Source organism: Lactobacillus apis, assembly GCF_003150935.1.
Classification (GTDB): domain Bacteria; phylum Bacillota; class Bacilli; order Lactobacillales; family Lactobacillaceae; genus Lactobacillus; species Lactobacillus apis.
Genome location: NZ_CP029476.1, coordinates 699,968 through 716,291, shown reverse-complemented (window position 1 = coordinate 716,291; position 16,324 = coordinate 699,968). Strand labels below are relative to the sequence as shown.

Annotated in this window: 19 protein-coding genes; all 19 read right to left on the bottom strand. The window is 36.0% G+C overall.

Annotation, left to right across the window (positions count from 1 at the left end; genetic code table 11):
- Nucleotides 1-22: 22 nt before the first annotated feature.
- Nucleotides 23-529, bottom strand: a complete 507-nt coding sequence (locus DKL56_RS03490) for a GNAT family N-acetyltransferase (RefSeq protein WP_239440606.1) — start codon at nt 527-529, stop codon at nt 23-25.
- Nucleotides 530-660: 131 nt separating this feature from the next.
- Nucleotides 661-1,452, bottom strand: coding sequence for an ABC transporter permease (locus DKL56_RS03485; protein WP_074425440.1), 792 nt, complete (start codon nt 1,450-1,452; stop codon nt 661-663).
- Nucleotides 1,453-1,466: 14 nt separating this feature from the next.
- Entirely contained in the window at nt 1,467-2,174 is a 708-nt protein-coding gene (locus DKL56_RS03480) for an ABC transporter ATP-binding protein (protein WP_074425441.1), read from the bottom strand.
- A 91-nt stretch (nt 2,175-2,265) separates the two neighbouring features.
- Nucleotides 2,266-2,646 (bottom strand): DUF1828 domain-containing protein, encoded by a 381-nt coding sequence (locus tag DKL56_RS03475; protein ID WP_232349888.1) that lies wholly within the window; start codon nt 2,644-2,646, stop codon nt 2,266-2,268.
- 23 nt (nt 2,647-2,669) lie between these two features.
- Nucleotides 2,670-5,033 (bottom strand): SF1B family DNA helicase RecD2, encoded by a 2,364-nt coding sequence (recD2, locus tag DKL56_RS03470; RefSeq protein WP_109715426.1) that lies wholly within the window; start codon nt 5,031-5,033, stop codon nt 2,670-2,672.
- Nucleotides 5,026-5,676 carry a tetratricopeptide repeat protein gene (locus tag DKL56_RS03465; RefSeq protein WP_109715425.1) on the bottom strand — a complete coding sequence of 217 codons (651 nt, stop codon included), beginning with the start codon at nt 5,674-5,676 and terminating at the stop codon, nt 5,026-5,028. Before DKL56_RS03465 ends, recD2 begins: the two co-directional genes overlap by 8 nt.
- Complete coding sequence (locus tag DKL56_RS03460) at nt 5,673-6,332, bottom strand: histidine phosphatase family protein (protein WP_109715424.1); 660 nt, start codon at nt 6,330-6,332, stop codon at nt 5,673-5,675. Before DKL56_RS03460 ends, DKL56_RS03465 begins: the two co-directional genes overlap by 4 nt.
- A 142-nt stretch (nt 6,333-6,474) precedes the next feature.
- Nucleotides 6,475-7,596 (bottom strand): tRNA 2-thiouridine(34) synthase MnmA, encoded by a 1,122-nt coding sequence (gene mnmA / locus DKL56_RS03455; protein ID WP_275425099.1) that lies wholly within the window; start codon nt 7,594-7,596, stop codon nt 6,475-6,477.
- Between the two features lie 5 nt (nt 7,597-7,601).
- The gene (locus tag DKL56_RS03450) at nt 7,602-7,943 is read right to left on the bottom strand and encodes a DUF1831 domain-containing protein (RefSeq protein WP_046306739.1); all 342 of its coding nucleotides are present in this window, start codon (nt 7,941-7,943) and stop codon (nt 7,602-7,604) included.
- Between the two features lie 50 nt (nt 7,944-7,993).
- Nucleotides 7,994-9,151: a cysteine desulfurase family protein gene (locus DKL56_RS03445; protein WP_109715423.1), complete on the bottom strand. Its 1,158-nt coding sequence runs from the start codon at nt 9,149-9,151 to the stop codon at nt 7,994-7,996.
- Nucleotides 9,152-9,154: 3 nt separating this feature from the next.
- Nucleotides 9,155-9,850, bottom strand: a complete 696-nt coding sequence (locus DKL56_RS03440; RefSeq protein WP_109715422.1) for a 5'-methylthioadenosine/adenosylhomocysteine nucleosidase — start codon at nt 9,848-9,850, stop codon at nt 9,155-9,157.
- Between the two features lie 15 nt (nt 9,851-9,865).
- Nucleotides 9,866-10,225 carry a hypothetical protein gene (locus tag DKL56_RS03435; protein ID WP_109715421.1) on the bottom strand — a complete coding sequence of 120 codons (360 nt, stop codon included), beginning with the start codon at nt 10,223-10,225 and terminating at the stop codon, nt 9,866-9,868.
- A gap of 1 nt (nt 10,226) precedes the next feature.
- Nucleotides 10,227-10,790, bottom strand: coding sequence for an NUDIX hydrolase (locus DKL56_RS03430; protein ID WP_046306730.1), 564 nt, complete (start codon nt 10,788-10,790; stop codon nt 10,227-10,229).
- A 15-nt stretch (nt 10,791-10,805) separates the two neighbouring features.
- Entirely contained in the window at nt 10,806-11,012 is a 207-nt protein-coding gene (locus DKL56_RS03425; protein WP_046306729.1) for a cold-shock protein, read from the bottom strand.
- Entirely contained in the window at nt 11,012-13,801 is a 2,790-nt protein-coding gene (ileS, locus tag DKL56_RS03420; RefSeq protein WP_109715420.1) for an isoleucine--tRNA ligase, read from the bottom strand. Before ileS ends, DKL56_RS03425 begins: the two co-directional genes overlap by 1 nt.
- Before the next feature lie 221 nt (nt 13,802-14,022).
- Nucleotides 14,023-14,802, bottom strand: coding sequence for a DivIVA domain-containing protein (locus DKL56_RS03415; RefSeq protein ID WP_109715419.1), 780 nt, complete (start codon nt 14,800-14,802; stop codon nt 14,023-14,025).
- On the bottom strand, nt 14,769-15,578 hold the full coding sequence (locus DKL56_RS03410; RefSeq protein WP_109715418.1) for a YlmH family RNA-binding protein: 810 nt from the start codon (nt 15,576-15,578) through the stop codon (nt 14,769-14,771). Before DKL56_RS03410 ends, DKL56_RS03415 begins: the two co-directional genes overlap by 34 nt.
- Nucleotides 15,578-15,880: a YggT family protein gene (locus tag DKL56_RS03405; protein WP_109715417.1), complete on the bottom strand. Its 303-nt coding sequence runs from the start codon at nt 15,878-15,880 to the stop codon at nt 15,578-15,580. The genes DKL56_RS03410 and DKL56_RS03405 overlap by 1 nt, the downstream gene beginning before the upstream one ends.
- Nucleotides 15,880-16,266 carry a cell division protein SepF gene (locus tag DKL56_RS03400; RefSeq protein ID WP_228150048.1) on the bottom strand — a complete coding sequence of 129 codons (387 nt, stop codon included), beginning with the start codon at nt 16,264-16,266 and terminating at the stop codon, nt 15,880-15,882. Before DKL56_RS03400 ends, DKL56_RS03405 begins: the two co-directional genes overlap by 1 nt.
- Nucleotides 16,267-16,324: the final 58 nt, after the last annotated feature.

Here is a 16,324-nt window from a genome sequence, read left to right as displayed (position 1 = left end):
AAAAACGTACACGCTTTTCCTTTTATTTTATCTCAAATTTATACAAACCAAAGCTCAGCCATTTCAATAAATGACTGAATTTTTTTACATTAAATTTGCTTCTCGAAGTTAAGATTGAGAAGGCCCCTCCATCATCAACTAGATAATTAGGAGTCTGCCTAAACCCATTTTTTTCATAAAAAGATAATCTCTTTAAGCGTTGTCTATAATTGACCGCTTTTTCATTCACTGGTTCAATGTCAATAATGATAGTTTTGGGTGCAAAACGCTTTTTTAATTGAGTTAAAATTTTTGAGCCATACCCTTGATTTCTTTTGTTCGAAACTGTTGCCAAAAACATCAAGTAAACTGCTTCACTGCTCTCTGCAAGAAATACTAAGCCAATAAAGTCGTGCTTGTCATAAACCGCTTCGAAATGAACTTGGCGGTGAAGTGCCATTAAAACTAATTGCCATATTGAAAAGCGCTCATTTTTTGGAAAAGCGGTTAAATATAATTTTCTTACAGCAAAATAATTCTTTGTCCCCAAAACAACATTCTTAAATTCTAAAATAATATTTTAACTTCCTTTAATGCATGAACTACTCTATTAAGCATAATAAAAGCAGTTAACATCTTTTCATGAATATCAAACTGCTCTATTTTATATTAAGTTTTATTTTAAAAAGCGTCAAATGAACCATTTTTTCGTTCATACTTAATGCTATAGGAAAAAACAATTATTCCAGCAATTAACCAAGCTGCATTGACCAATAAAAAGATTAAAAACTGATGCATAACAAACCCCTGACCCAATACTATGTTTCTTACAAGCTCAACGCCGCACACATAAGGGATAATTTCTTGAATACCAAGAAAAGCTGGAGAAAAAACATTAGAAAACATCATTAAAAGTGATGATATAATTACTGACCACTGCCCCATTTTCTTAAATCGAATAGAACCTGACGCTAAGAACATCCCCATGCCAAACATTCCTAAGTTTGAAATTTGCGAAAAAACAAAAGTAAGAAGCAAAGAAGAAATTAAGTCATTGAAAGTAAAGTGCGACAAAAAACATGTGACTATACTTATGACTAATAACTCAAGCCAAACAATAATGTTTTCTCCAAGAATTTGAAATAGGTAAATTAACCACAAAGGGTATGCAGATTGCATTTCACTTTCTAAGGTTCCTTCCCGCTCATCTATTTCAACTGCATTACTGCACGATTGAAAAGAAGAAATTCCGATACTCCAAAACAAATAGCCGATCATTGCAACTAGTACCCCTGCCTTAGAATTATAATATCGAGCCATTTTGGAAGTATCTGTTACAAATAAAACAATTAAGAAAGCACCCGCATACAAAAATATTTGGCTAACTGTAGAATTTAAGTATCTTATATTTAACTTTATGACAGATTCCAATTGAACAATAAACAACATCCAAAGCTGCTTTATTTTCTTCATTTTTTCCACCCACTTTAGCGATATACATTTTGGTAAGTTCTAATTAGTTCTTCTTCACTAAAATGGTGATTTACTTGTTTTACAATCTGGCCATTTTTAAAAAACAGATAGCAGTTAACCACACCAGACAGCATTTGTGTATCATGTGAAGAAACAAAAATCATCTTGTGATATAGATCTTTCAGCTTCACAATGAACCTAGCTAAATCATCCTGAGCATTAATGTCTAAGCCATTCGATGGCTCATCAAGTAGCAAAACACTGGTTTCCAGTGAGGCACCTACTAAAATTGCTGCTTTCTTCTTTTGTCCTGTCGATAATTCTTGAAATTTTTTATCCAATAATTCCGAAAAGTCTAATGATTCAGCCAAAGATCTCAGTACCTTTTCTGCTTTGTGTAGATTAATTCCTTTAAAAGATGCAAAATATCGCAAGTTTTCAATTGTAGTTAAACGATATATCAAGCCTCTTTCACCTGAGGGGACAAAAGTGCTGTGGACACATGCCCACTTGTAATATGTTTCTTTAACTTTGTCATTTAAAATCTCACCATCAGTTGGAATCAGCACTCCCGCCAATAATCTAAGCATGGTCGACTTTCCTACTCCATTGGGGCCAATCAGACCAACAATAGTAGGCTGCTCAGGAATTTCGAAACTGATATCATGTAGAACCTGTTTTTTACCATAGTTTTTAGAAAGATTTTTTGCTATGATTGCCATGCTATACCGCCTATATCTACATATAATTCAATCGAGTTTTAATCATTTAAGCATAATCTCAGCGCGATGACAAGAAGAATTACTTACTGTATTAACCTAAATAAGATACGGCAACTACTAATTGGGTTAGCTTCATAATCGTTGCAATGACATTAGCTCGACTTACTTCTTTCCAAATTTCTCCAGTATTGTAATCAAAATCAAAGCCTGCAGACTTAGCAACTTCCTCCGTCATAGCATACAATTCTTCATCACTTGCACTTGGGTCAATTTTAAATAATGTTCTACTGTCATCACCTATCCGATACACATCATTACTTTTCTGGATAAAGCAGTATATTGTTTCTCCCAAAGAGTCTTTTTCACTAGTTGCAATTTCAAGTGTATCATCACTAATAAAGCAAACCTGAGTGTGATTAACTACCCAGTTTCCAATTTGATCTTTTATGATTTGCTCAATTTCTTTACTCATTATTTTTCTCCAAGCTATTTTGCTTATTGTTGAACACCTAATTTAATTCCTTGCATGCCAATCATTGGATCTATTTGACCTGAATAAATTAATTCTGAAGTTAAAACGTAATCTTCATCTTTTGGCAAGTCAGTGGTGCTACTTGCAAGATTACTATCTTCTTTTTCATCAACCACTTCTGTATTAACTTTCTTACCTAGCTGTTCACACAGTTTGGCACTTAAGCCAGTTTTACGGTCATTTCCTGGTGTATTAAAAGCCATTGCGTATGCACGCGGGTCTCCAATTAACACAAGATTTTTCTCCGCTCGGGTAACGGCTGTATATAAAAGATTTCGTTTCAACATGACATAGTTTTGCATGGTCAAGCTTAAAATAACCAAGGGAAATTCAGAACCTTGTGCTTTGTGAATCGTAATCGCATAAGCTCTAGTAAGGTCAAACAGATCTTTCTTACTAAAGTTAATTTCACGTCCATCAAAATCAGCTGTCATACACTTTTGCGGATTTTTTTCATCGATGGAGATTATTTTTCCTATTTGTCCATTGTAAATATCTTTTTCAGGGTTATTTTGCAGTTGTAGCACCCTGTCGCCAATTCGAAAAATTTCATCATGAGCTTCGAGAATTTTACTATTAGGTTTGGCTGGATTCATAATTTCCTGAATCACATTATTTAGATTAGTTACGCCACCAGAACCTTGATACATTGCACCCAATACTTGAATATCATCCTGATCAAAACCACGTTTAAGAGCACGCTCAACAATTTGACTAACTACGTGATCAACTTCATGTGGCGGACAGGAAATGAAAGAATAGTTCTTAGTTTTATTAAATAATGCGTCTTGATCCTGTCCCTCATTTATATCGTGGGCAAGCGTAATAATACTTGAATCGTCACCCTGACGGTGAATTTGTTTTAGAACAGTTGTTGGAAAAACATCTGCACTAATTAAGTCACTAAAAACATTTCCTGCACCAACTGATGGCAGCTGATCCTTGTCTCCAACAAATACAACGTGTCGTGTTTCAGCTATGCAAGAAACTAGTTCTTTAAAAAGGAACATATCAACCATCGACATTTCATCAATGATTAGAATTTCGCCATTAAGTTCGTTGAGATCAAGAGCATCACTATCGCCAATTCCTAAGCCTAGCATGCGGTGAATTGTTTTTGCCGTAATACCAGTTATTTCTTCCATGCGCTTTGCTGCTCGGCCAGTTGGAGCTGCCAGTAAGAATGGCGGATCACTACTATAAAGTGCTGATGCAGGAATATCAGCAAGTTCACGTAAAGCTAACAAGATACCATTAATGATAGTTGTTTTACCTGTTCCGGGTCCACCCGTTAAAATCGATATTGGATTAGTTAGAGCATTTTTTATTGCAAGCTTTTGCGTTTGGTCATATTTAATTTTTAGCTTTTTCTCAGCATTTTTTATTGCTTTGTCGATTGCCTTATCTTCAAAATGCTCACTTTCATCTTTACGATCAACTAAGTTTTTCATCATTAAAGCAATGTCGTTTTCTGTTGCATAAATGTTTTGTAGTGCAGCATTCTCACCAGAAACCACAACTTTGCCTTCATGCTGCAATTCATTGACTGCATTGGCAATTGGATCAAAATGCTTAAATTGCAATAATTCGCTAGCTGACGTTAGAAGCTGTTCTAACTTGATATAGGTATTTCCAGCTTGGCTAAGCTCATCCATTAGAACCTGAAAAACTGCACCCTTAATTCTGCGGGGATCATCAACCTCTATCCCCAACTTATTTCCTATTTGATCCGAACTTTTAAAAGCATAACCTGTCACTTCTGAAATTGCAGCATAGGGGTCATTTTCTATTTTAGTTAAAGTATCGCCATGATATAGTTGGTAAAGCCGGCCAGCAACCTTTTTATTTAATCCAAATTGGGCAAGCTTAAGAACAATCTCTGAATATGAATCCATTGACTGAACTCCATTTAATAGACTATCCTTTTGCTTCTTAGTTAACGGTAAAACAGAAACTTTTTCAGGTTTTTCTTTTAAAACTGATAATGCATCAACACCTAAAACCGAAATAATAGAGTCTGCTGCCTTTTTACCAATTCCGGGGAATTTATTTGAACTCAAATAGCGCGTTAAACTACCCTTTTCGTGTGGGACTGATTGCTTATAGCTATCGCATCGAAATTGTAAACCAAACTTATTGTGAACAACGAGCTTCCCTTCAAAGCTATAAGTAGTATTTTCTTGAATTTCGCCAAAACTACCAGTTACTTTAATTTCCTCGCGATCATAGTCTTCCAATTTGCCAATGATTGTTACATCAAGGATTTTATATAAATCTTGATCGTTTTCGAAAACGATTCTGTTCACTTTTCCAACAAACTTAGTCATTTTTCTTTTCCGCTTCGTTAACCATTTTTAAAATTGCACCATATTGTTCCTTGGCTTGCTTAAAATATTTAGGATCTTTTTCTTTTGCATTTTTAAGATAACTAGTTGCTTTTTTACGGTCACTATCCAAAATACTAATCCCAAGCATAAAATAAACTTTTGCCGTCCTTTTGTTAGGAGAAATCTTTTCATAACAGGTACGAGCTTCGCTTAATTCACCAAGACTTAGCCAGATATCACCTAATAATTCTAGAACCTTATCATCAACTTGCTTAATCGTTAACGCATGAGCTAATGCCTTTTGTCCTTGACCAAGTTTTAAAAAAACTAGTGCTTTCTGGTATAAAACTAAATCATCATTAGGAATTTGATTAAGTAAGGTAAGAGACTTATCAAAATCACCTTGCATGTAGTAGCAAACTGCTAAATTATAGTCTAAGTCCTGTGGGTGCTTAACAAGATGTTTAGCTTGCTCAAGAAGTTGAGTTGCTTGAGCAAAACTTCCCTGCTCAATTAATTCTGTCGCTAGTTTTAGATAATTTTCTGTTTTTTGTGGATTCTGATCTATTTTCTCGATTAACTTGTGTATACGCTGATTAACTTCAGCGTCCTCTTTCATACTTTTACTTTGTTTATCTGTCATAATGCATCAGTTCCTGAAGTATCCCTTTCTAAAAAGCTTGTATCATTCCACACAATTAACTTAAAGGTTGCACCTTGATCAAGTGTTTCCAAAATCGTTAAACTAGTATTACTTAATGGGCCATTACACCTAACATCTTTTAATGGGTATCCTAGTAATCCCCCCATAATAGCACCCATAGCAGCACCATGACTAACGGCAAGCACTTTATCGTCAACACCAGTAAATTGGCTGGCTTTTTCAGTAGCAAAGCTCTTTCCACGCGAAATTACATCTGGATAGTTTTCACCTTGAATGCTTTTACCATCATATTTATCAGGTCTATTCCAGATATCGTCAACCTGTTTAGGAAATTTTGCGCTCGCTTCATCAAACTTTAAGCCTTCCATTAGCCCCATGTCAAATTCACGTAGACGCTCATCTTTTTTGACACTTAAATCAGAAGATATAGCTTTTTTCACGCCATTAGCTGTATCAAAAGCACGTTTTAATGGACTAGAATAGATTCCATTGAAATTAGTTCCTTTTAAGTGATTCCCAAGTTTTTCTATATCATTTAAGCTTTCTGCTAACAATGGAGAATCACCATGTGCGCCCTGGAAACGACGCTTCAAATTCCACTCGGTTTTTCCATGTCTTACAAAATAAATCTGCATCTATTACTAGTCCTATTCTTTATTAGCATTACTTTTCTAGTTTATCATTTAATTAATATAAATGAAAAAGCAGAATCAACGGCCTGTAAATATATTTCAGAGTATAAAAAAAGAAAGAACTAAGTCTTTCTTTATAGCTATTCTAAACTAATTGTAATTTCCGCTCTTCCTGGTATGCACAGTCAATGTTGCCACCACCTAGACATTCTTCACCGTTATATAAAACTAGAGCCTGTCCAGGTGTTACTGCACGAGCTGGCTCATCGAAGTAAACAGTAGCTGAATTATTAGCAGCATGATATTCAACAGTAACTGCAACATCAGGCTGGCGATATCGGAACTTTGCACTACAACGAATCTTGAAGTCACGGTCAGGCTGACCAGTGAAAAATGACATGCCGCTTGCTTCAAGCTTAGTAGCGTAAAGCAATTCACTATCATATCCTTGCTCAACAATTAATTCGTTCTTTTTCAAGTCCTTACCAACAACAAACCATGGAGCAGTCGATTGCTTAGTAGAGCCTAAACCCAAACCAGAACGCTGGCCAATAGTATAGTACATTAATCCGGCATGCTCACCGACAACTTTTCCATCAGGTGTGACCATTTTGCCAGACTTTGCCGGTAAGAACTCACTTAGAAACTTGCGGAAGTTTCTCTCTCCAATAAAGCAAATTCCAGTGGAGTCCTTCTTTTTTGCGTTAACTAAATTATTTTCAATTGCAATTTCACGTACCTGTGGCTTAGTCAAATTAGCCAATGGAAAAATCACCTTATTGATTTGTTTTTGGCTCAGTTGACTCAAAAAGTAAGTTTGATCTTTATTGCCATCTTTTGGCCGCATCATATGCGTAATGCCATTTTCATCAGTAATCGTTTTTGCATAATGTCCCATTGCAATATAATCTGCATCTAAGTCCATTGCGAAATCCAAAAATGATTTAAATTTAATTTGGCTATTACACATTACGTCGGGATTAGGTGTACGCCCCTTTTTGTATTCACTTAAAAAATATTCAAAAACACGGTGCCAATATTCTTTTTCAAAATTGATTGAATAATATGGAATACCAATTTGATCAGCTACCTTTTTGACGTCTTCATAGTCTTCTGTGGCGGTACAAACACCCGCATCATCAGTGTCATCCCAGTTTTTCATAAAAACGCCAATTACATCATAGCCTTGCTTCTTAAGTAGTAATGCAGAAACAGAGGAATCAACCCCACCACTCATACCTACTACTACTCGACCCTTTTTTGCCAATTAACTCAGTCCTTTACAGCAACAATAATATTTCGCTCTTCTAAGTCTTTTAGAATATAATCTAACAGCTCCACCGTAGGTGCTAATTGTTGGTTTTTAAAAATATTAACCTTCTTAAGACCATTGCGGTCAGTCACAACCATTGTTAAATGACTCATTTCTTTGTCAATCGTCATTTTCAATTTGGTAGGAGCATTATATGGTGAATCATTATAAAGTGGATGTTCGTAATTAAAATTACCTTTGGCCGTTTTAACAAAGCCAGCGTCAATAAGCGCGTACAGCTTCAAGTCAGGACTAAGTGTAAACTTACGCGTATCACCATTAATTTCTACAGTATTTGCCATAATTATACCTCACGCTTACTAATAATAAGTTAAATTGAATTGAAAAGCAACTATTTTTCTTTTTTCTGGACTTTTTGAGCAATTTTCACTAGTTGTTGAGCAAAGCTAGTAATTTCTTCATCAGTCGTATATCTACCAAATGAAATTCTAATTGACTCTAGAACACGCGGAGACTTTTTACCAAAGCATGCACATAAAACATGTGACGGTTCGAGTGAACCTGCTGTACAAGCTGAGCCACCTGAAACAGCAAAACCAGCTAAATCTAGATTTGCTTGTAAAAGTGTTGTAGATATACCATCAATGCGCAGGTTCAAAATATGATGCGAGACATTTTCACCTAAACCGCCATTAACCTGGTAAGCAATTTTTGCTTGATCGAGTTCAGTCAAAATTATTTTTTGGAAGTGATGATACTTTTCTTGCAATTTTTGCTTATCAACTTCAATAATTTCGCTTACAGCTTCGCCCAAGCCAGCAATTCCAGGAACATTCTCTGTACCTGCCCGTCGCTTCGTTTCTTGCTCTCCACCATAGACTAATGGTGGTAATTTCACATCAGCTTTTTCATACAAAAAGCCAAGAAACTTTGGCCCATTTATTTTATGAGCAGATGAAGATAGTAAATCGATTTTCATTTTAGCAACATCGATGTCAATGTTCCCTAATCCCTGAACCGCGTCAACATGGAAATATGCGTTACTCTTTGCGACAATTTCACCTATTTCAGCAATTGGATTAATTGTCCCTATTTCATTATTGACTGCCATAATCGAAACTAAAATTGTTTCAGGAGTTAAGTTCTTTTTCAACTCTTCAAGTGAAATATGGCCTGTTTCATCAACATTAAGATAAACTACATCGAAGCCCTCACGTTCAAGTTGCATCATTGGCTGTAAAACAGATGGATGCTCAATCTTAGTAGTTATAATGCGCTTGCCTATATCAGACCTACTATGAGCGGTGCCAAAAATTGCCGTATTGTTACTTTCCGAACCACCAGAAGTGAAAATTATCTCGTTATCCTTAGCATTAATTGCTTTAGCAACCTTTGAACGCGCTTGGTCAACTACATGACGCGCTTTTCTTCCTAGCTCATAAGTACTAGAAGCATTACCAAAATCGTTCTTCATTTCTTCAGTAACCACATCAATTACTTTTGGAGACATTGGAGTAGTCGCTGCATTGTCTAAATAAATTTCTTCCATAAGCTATTTCACTTTGTCTAGATAGGCACAAATTAACTTTGCAGCTTTAGCGCCAACTTTTTTGGCAAACTGATCAAAATCTTCGTTTGCATTATCATTTCCATTATCCGAAATCGCACGTAATGCAATAAGAGGTTTAGCAAAATGATAAGCTACTTGAGCAAAAGCCGCACCTTCCATTTCAACACCAAGAGCATTAGCAAAATTAAGTTTAATTTCGTCCTTCTGCTTATCAGAACCGATGAAGGAATCACCAGTGACTACTAATCCTTCTTGATACGATACTCCCTCTTTATTTAAGAAGCTAATAAATTCATTTCTAGCAGATGAATCTAGTTCAAACACTGCTGGTTCACCGGGAATTTGTCCCTCTACGTAGTCCCCAGCAAGCGTATTATGAGCATCATGGTAAGCAAAAGAACTAGCTAAAACTAAATCACCTTTATGAACAGTTTGCTGTAAAGAACCTGCCGTTCCCGTCATAAAAATCAAATCAATATCTACACTACTCAATAAGCTTGCTAAGTTCATTGCAGCTTGTACTTTACCTATTCCACTCAATCCAATGTAAATTTCATTGCCGTTAACGCAAAAATGCTCGAACTGTGTAGATCCGAACATTTCTGTGCTACCAGAGTGAAAATACTTACGATAATATTCTGCCTCAATTTCCATTGGGACAATAATTGCTATCTTCATTTTCCCCTCGATTATTTATAAATGAAATAACGCTAATAATACCAAAACAATCAATACAATCACAATTAATATTGCAATGTTTAAACGCCTTTTTAGTCTTAAGCCCTTCTCTACCCAAGTCTTAGGCTGAGCTTTCTGCTTATTTTGATACTTGGAAGTATTTTCATCACTAGAAGTTTGCGTTTCTCTTTGAGGTTCTCTTCTAGTTTTTGAGCTTTGCTCATCATTAAAAGGACGCTCAGTTGAGTCACGTGTAAATTCTGGATTTACATCTACTTCTTCCTCGTTATCAAAAGCCGATTTAATTGTCTTAAAAAAGCTGTTCTTCTTTTTTCGTTGATTCTTTTTTCGGTAATCAGATCGCTTTTCAGTCATTTTATTCCTTTGCGCTTGCGCCAGTTAACAACATGTTTTCCCAAACACTCATTGCGTACAACGTTTTTGCGTCAACAAGTTTACCTTGAGCAAAAAGACGCTTTAGTTCTTCCAAATTATACCAGTGACTAGTCAAAAATTCATCTGAATCTAATGGTCTTTTATCATCAAGCTTTGTCAAAGTGTCACAATAAAATAAATGTAGTTTCTCATCAGTAAAGCCAGGTGAAGAATAAAATTCGGTAATTTTTTCCCAATAATCGGCATGATAACCGCCTTCTTCATTCAGCTCGCGTTTCATTGCATCCAATGGACTCGCATCGGTCTCATCAATTAAACCAGCTGGAATTTCCAAGGTTAATTCTTTAATTGGTTCGCGCCATTGTTCAACTAGCAGCATTTCTTGTTTATCATTTACTGCAATCGCTGCAGCAGCAGGTTGATGTTTAACTACTTCTCTTGTTGCAGTTTCACCATTAGGCAATTTAATTGTTCTAACAGAGAGATCAACAATTCGCCCCGAAAAAATCTGTTTTGAAGAAATTTCAGTTTCTGTTAAATCCATTTATTCACTTTCCTATTAATTAGCTAGATATACATTCACACATTGCAAGCCATTTTTTCCTTGAGCAAGTTGGTATTTGACTTTTTGACCAACTTGAAGGCGACGATATCCTTCTTCTTTAATTGCAGTGTAAAAAACAAAATAAGATTTGTGGTTTTCGTCATCTTCAATGAATCCAAAACTACTTTTTGGATCAAATTGCTTTACTGTACCTAAACGCATTATTCTTCTAGTCCTTCTTGAGCTGTTTCAGGATAATCAGCCTTGACTATCTCAGCACAGCGTCCACAAAGCATTGGAAGGTCGTTATCCTGACCAATGTCATTTCTAATCATTCGGCATCGTGGACAAACTTCACCTTCAGCTCGTTCAACAATGAAAGCACCATTTTGTAGTTTCTCAGCATTTTCAGGAGCCGGACCATCAGCGATCGTTAATTTAGAGACAATTAAAATCTGTCTGAAATTGGCATCTAGTGAATCTAAAACCGACTTCATTTCTTCAGTAGGATAAATCGTCACAGCTGCCTCAAATGATTTACCAATTAGCTTCTTGTCACGTGCTTCTTCTAGGACCTTTAAGACATCATCTCTTAATGACATGAACTTTTGCCATTTAGCAAGTAGTTCTTCACTATTTTCATATTCTTCAACTTCAGGCATATTCGTCAGTTGGATGTAGTCCTCTTTTTCTTTTAAGAATGACCAGATTTCTTCCATTGTGTGCGGAAGGATAGGTGTCAAAACCTTGGCTAATTTAACCGCAGCATCATAAATGACCGTTTGCATTGAACGTCTTGCATGACTATTCTTACCTTCAATGTATAAAACATCTTTTGCAAAGTCCAAGTAAAATGCTGATAAATCGTTAGAAATAAACGAAAAGATCTTTTTATAGACATTATTGAAATCATATTTTTCATAACTTTCCAAACAGCTCTTAACAAGTTCATTCAAACGAACTTCAAGATATTGATCAATCGAATTAAGATCTTCATATGCAATACGGTCTTTTTCTGGATCAAAATCTGAAGTATTAGCCAACATATAACGGAAAGTGTTTCTGATTTTACGATAGCTTTCAGAAGTTTGCTGCAAAATGTCTTGGGAAACTGCTACATCTGAAGTTGCATCAACTGAAGCAACCCATAAACGAATTATCTCAGCACCCATCTTTTTAATTATATCGTTTGGTGCAATGATATTACCAAGCGATTTCGACATTTTATGACCTTTATCATCTAAAACGAATCCTTGAGATAGGATGTTGCGATATGGTGCCTGACCAGTTGTTGCAACTGAAGTAATCAAACTAGAATTGAACCAACCACGATATTGATCACTACCCTCAAGGTACATGTCTGCTGGAAAACGTAAATCTTCTCTTGCAGCCATTACTGCTCGATGTGAAGACCCAGAATCAAACCAAACATCTAAAATATCTGTTTCTTTTCTGAATTCTCCATTAGGAGAATGTGGAGAAGTAAATCCATCTGGTAAAAGTTCTTTAGCAGTGCGTTTATACCAAGCATTTGAACCTTCCTTGGCAAAAATTTGCGCAATGTGTTCAATTGTTTCTGGAGTAACAATTGGAGTATCATCTTCTGCATAAAAAATTGGTAGAGGAACACCCCAAGCACGTTGACGTGAAATTACCCAGTCGCCACGATCTTTGATCATGTTGTGCAAACGAACTTTACCCCATTCTGGCATAAAGTTAACCTGATCAATTTGTTCAAGAATTTGTTTACGGCATTTTTCAATTGATGCAAACCATTGAGTTGTTGCACGATAGATAACTGGCTTCTTAGTTCTCCAGTCATGTGGATATGAGTGTGTGAAAAAGCTTAGTTTCAATAAGTTACCAGACTGCTTTAATTTTTCGCTGACAACTTTATTAGCATCGTCATAAAACATGCCAACTAATTCAGGGTCAGGAACTTCATCGGTATAGCAACCCTTATTATCCAAGGGACTAAAGACAGGTAAGTCATAGCGTTGAGCAACATTATAGTCGTCTTCACCAAAGCCAGAAGCAGTGTGAACTAAACCAGTACCGTCAGCAGCAGTAACATGCATCGCATTCATTACCAAAACATCTTGTCCGTATAGTGGATGCGAAGCAAGCATGCGATCCATCTCAGAGCCTTTTATGTGTTGTACAACTTCATAATTTTCCCAATCAAGTGCTTCTGCTACTGCTTCAAGTCGATCAGTACCTACTACATATCTTTTATCGCCAACTTTGACTACTGAATAGTCAAAGCCTGGATTAACTGTGATTCCTTGGTTAGCAGGTATAGTCCAAGGTGTTGTAGTCCAGATTACGAAATAAGTATCCTTTGGGTCAATGGTGCCCTTACCATCCTTAACAGGAAAAGCAACATAAATTGAAGGAGACTTTACATCATGATATTCAACCTCGGCTTCAGCCAACGTTGACTCACTAGAAGGTGACCAGTAGACTGGCTTCTTACCCTTGTAAATGTATCCTTGTTCATACATTTTACCAAACACACGAATTTCTTCTGCTTCGTATTCAGGCTGTAAAGTAATGTATGGATGATCCCAGTCACCCATCACTCCTAAACGCTTAAAATCAGCTTTTTGTTTACTGATTTCTTTTTTAGCATAGTCTTCACACAATTGACGGTATTCCGCACGATTCATTTTTTTACGGTCAACGCCTTGTTTTGCTAATTGTTGCTCAATTGGCAAACCGTGTGTATCCCATCCGGGAACGTAAGGTGCGTAATAACCATCCATATTTTTAAAGCGAACAATAATATCTTTAGAAATCTTGTTTAACGCATGTCCCATGTGAATATTACCATTGGCAAATGGAGGACCATCATGCAAGTCAAAACGAGGTTTACCCTCATTTAGTTTTAGTCTTTGTTCATATAATTTATTTTCATCCCATTCTTTTTGCCATTCTGCTTCTCTAACGGGAAGATTTCCACGCATTTTAAATTTAGTTTTCCCTAAATTTAGCGTATCCTTTACTCTCATTATTTATTCCTTTCTGCAAAAAAACCTCGTCCTGATTAGGGCGAGGTTTAATATCGTGGTACCACCTAAATTGAGCCAATTAAGCTCCACTTAAAGATTGCGTAACGTGCAATTGCCGAAATAAACTATATCGCGATAGCTGATCAACCATCAAGCACTTAATACTAGTCTCACACCACCACTAGATCGCTGAATTGTCTTTCGGTTTTACTATCCGTTTATTAATCTCTTTTTTTATAATCCTCTGGAAAAACGATTGAAGTTCCCGAAACTTGTACTTCAGGTCCTTCTTCATTATTCAGATCAATTGTTTCAGAATTTGAACTGTCACCAGCCATTGGCTGTGGATCATCTTCTTCATCAAAGTTTACTTCATAGTCATCATCTTTGTCAACTATTCCCGTATCCTCCTCATCGTCATCTTCATCAACGATTTCTTCTTCGTCGGTTAAAGTAATTGGCTCTGCACCGTCTGGTGGATAAAAACGCTCTGTGCCAAAGTACTTATCAAGCGCCTTTTGCCAATCATCGTCATTGAGATTTTCAATTGCCTTTTGAAGCAAATCTTGAATATATGTACGATAACCAGCGACCTCTTTCTTAACTCGCTCGTAATCGTCTTTGATCGTATCCAATTGCTGCTTTTGGTAGTCAACATCTACTCTTGCTTGGGCAGTTTCGTTATGCGCTTGCTCTGTTGCCGTATTGATAATCTCTTGTGCACGAACATGTGCATCAGCAAGTTGATGCTTAGCTGCTTCTTCGTTATGCTCATATTTCGTAACTTTAGCTTGTAAGTCATTAACTTGCGTTTTTAGCCGAGCTACTTCATTTTTTAAATCAATTGTTTCATCAAGTGCATCACCATAGTCATCCACAACACGATCTAAAAAAGAATCAACTTCGCGACGATCATAGCCACTAAGTCCACGTTTTTTAAATTCCTCATTATGAATATCCATTGGCGTTAATTTCTTTGTTTGTGTTTTTTTGTCTGCCAAAGTCTCAGCACCACCTTATATTTGCCTTTTCTCGTTGTTCTAATATCCTCAACTTTGCATCGACCAAAATGCCTTAAGCTGAGAACATCATCTACTTTTACTATTATATTAGAATCTTTGATACCATGCCAATTTAATTTAACCAAATTTGTCGAAATACTATCTTGAATTTGGCTACGGCTTTGGTTACTAATTCCTGATAAAATTGCATCAACCCGAAGTGAAGTCACAACAATCGAAGTTTCACTACTATCATCTTCTGGGACTATGACATTTCTAAAGTCTATAGGTTCAACTTTAACTTTGACTCGCCCTATTCTAGTAATTTCTTTTTGAAAAAAATCAGTTAGTTCACTTTTCCCAAAAAACTGCCATTGCCCATTTCCGTCAGTAATGATATCACCAAATGTTTCAGTCTCAATTCCTGAATTAGCTAAGCTACCCAGAATGGCACTATGAGTTAATTTTTCAAACTTATTCGGATAGTTAATTGAAAATGCAGTTACACCATAATCCGATAAATCAAAATTAGTCCAGTCTACGGTTAGATAAACTCTTTTCTTCTCAGCAGTTTGGTAACCACCAAAATCCTGCATAAAAAGATCATTTCCTGCAATTGTGCGTAAAATATCTCTTTGAGCAGGATCCAAGAACTCAGTAAGCAATGGTTGCTGCTTAAAAACCACACTATTGAAAAAACCGGTCATTTTATCAATGACCGATTTTTCTTCAACGTCAAAATACGGATAAAACTTACTTGCTTGTCTCTTTTCCATTACGCAAAGATCCTAAACAAAATATTGTATAGCCATCCTATAGCATATTCTTGCACAAAATACAGCAATAACAAGGCTAAAAGAAATGAAAAATCTATGCCAGTAGAATTTGATAGCTGTTCGATAGGTCCTTTACGAAAAATACTCACATATGGATCAATTATGCGATTAATTATTTGTCCAATAGCTGAATCATGTAAAAAAGGTATCCAACTCATAATCGCATCGATAACCATCACAATACTGTATAACCAAATAATCCAATTTAGAATATTTATTATATAACGAATTGCTTCAAACATTAACTCAAGTTATCTTTCTTATCGACTAAATCGCTGATTTTTCCATCAGTGACAAATTTAGGTGGCGTAGCGAGAAAAATCTTGTCACCTATACGTTGTATTTCACCATTTAATGCATAAACCGTACCGGTAATAAAATCAACAATTCTTCTCGAAGAAGCATCTTCCATTCGACTAAAATTAATAATTACTGCTTTATTATTTAGTAAATTCTGAGCAACATCTTTTGCATCCGAATATACACGAGGTTCATATAAAACAATATTGCTTTTAGCAGAACTGCTTCCTGATTTAATTGACACTATTTTATCATGGTCAATTGAACCACTGGGAATACTGTTTTCAAGTTCGTCTTGAGATTCAAGATATTCTTCGTTATCTAACATCTCATTTTCTTCATCTGAGATACCGAAAAATTTACCTATTTTACTAAAAGCCATTTTC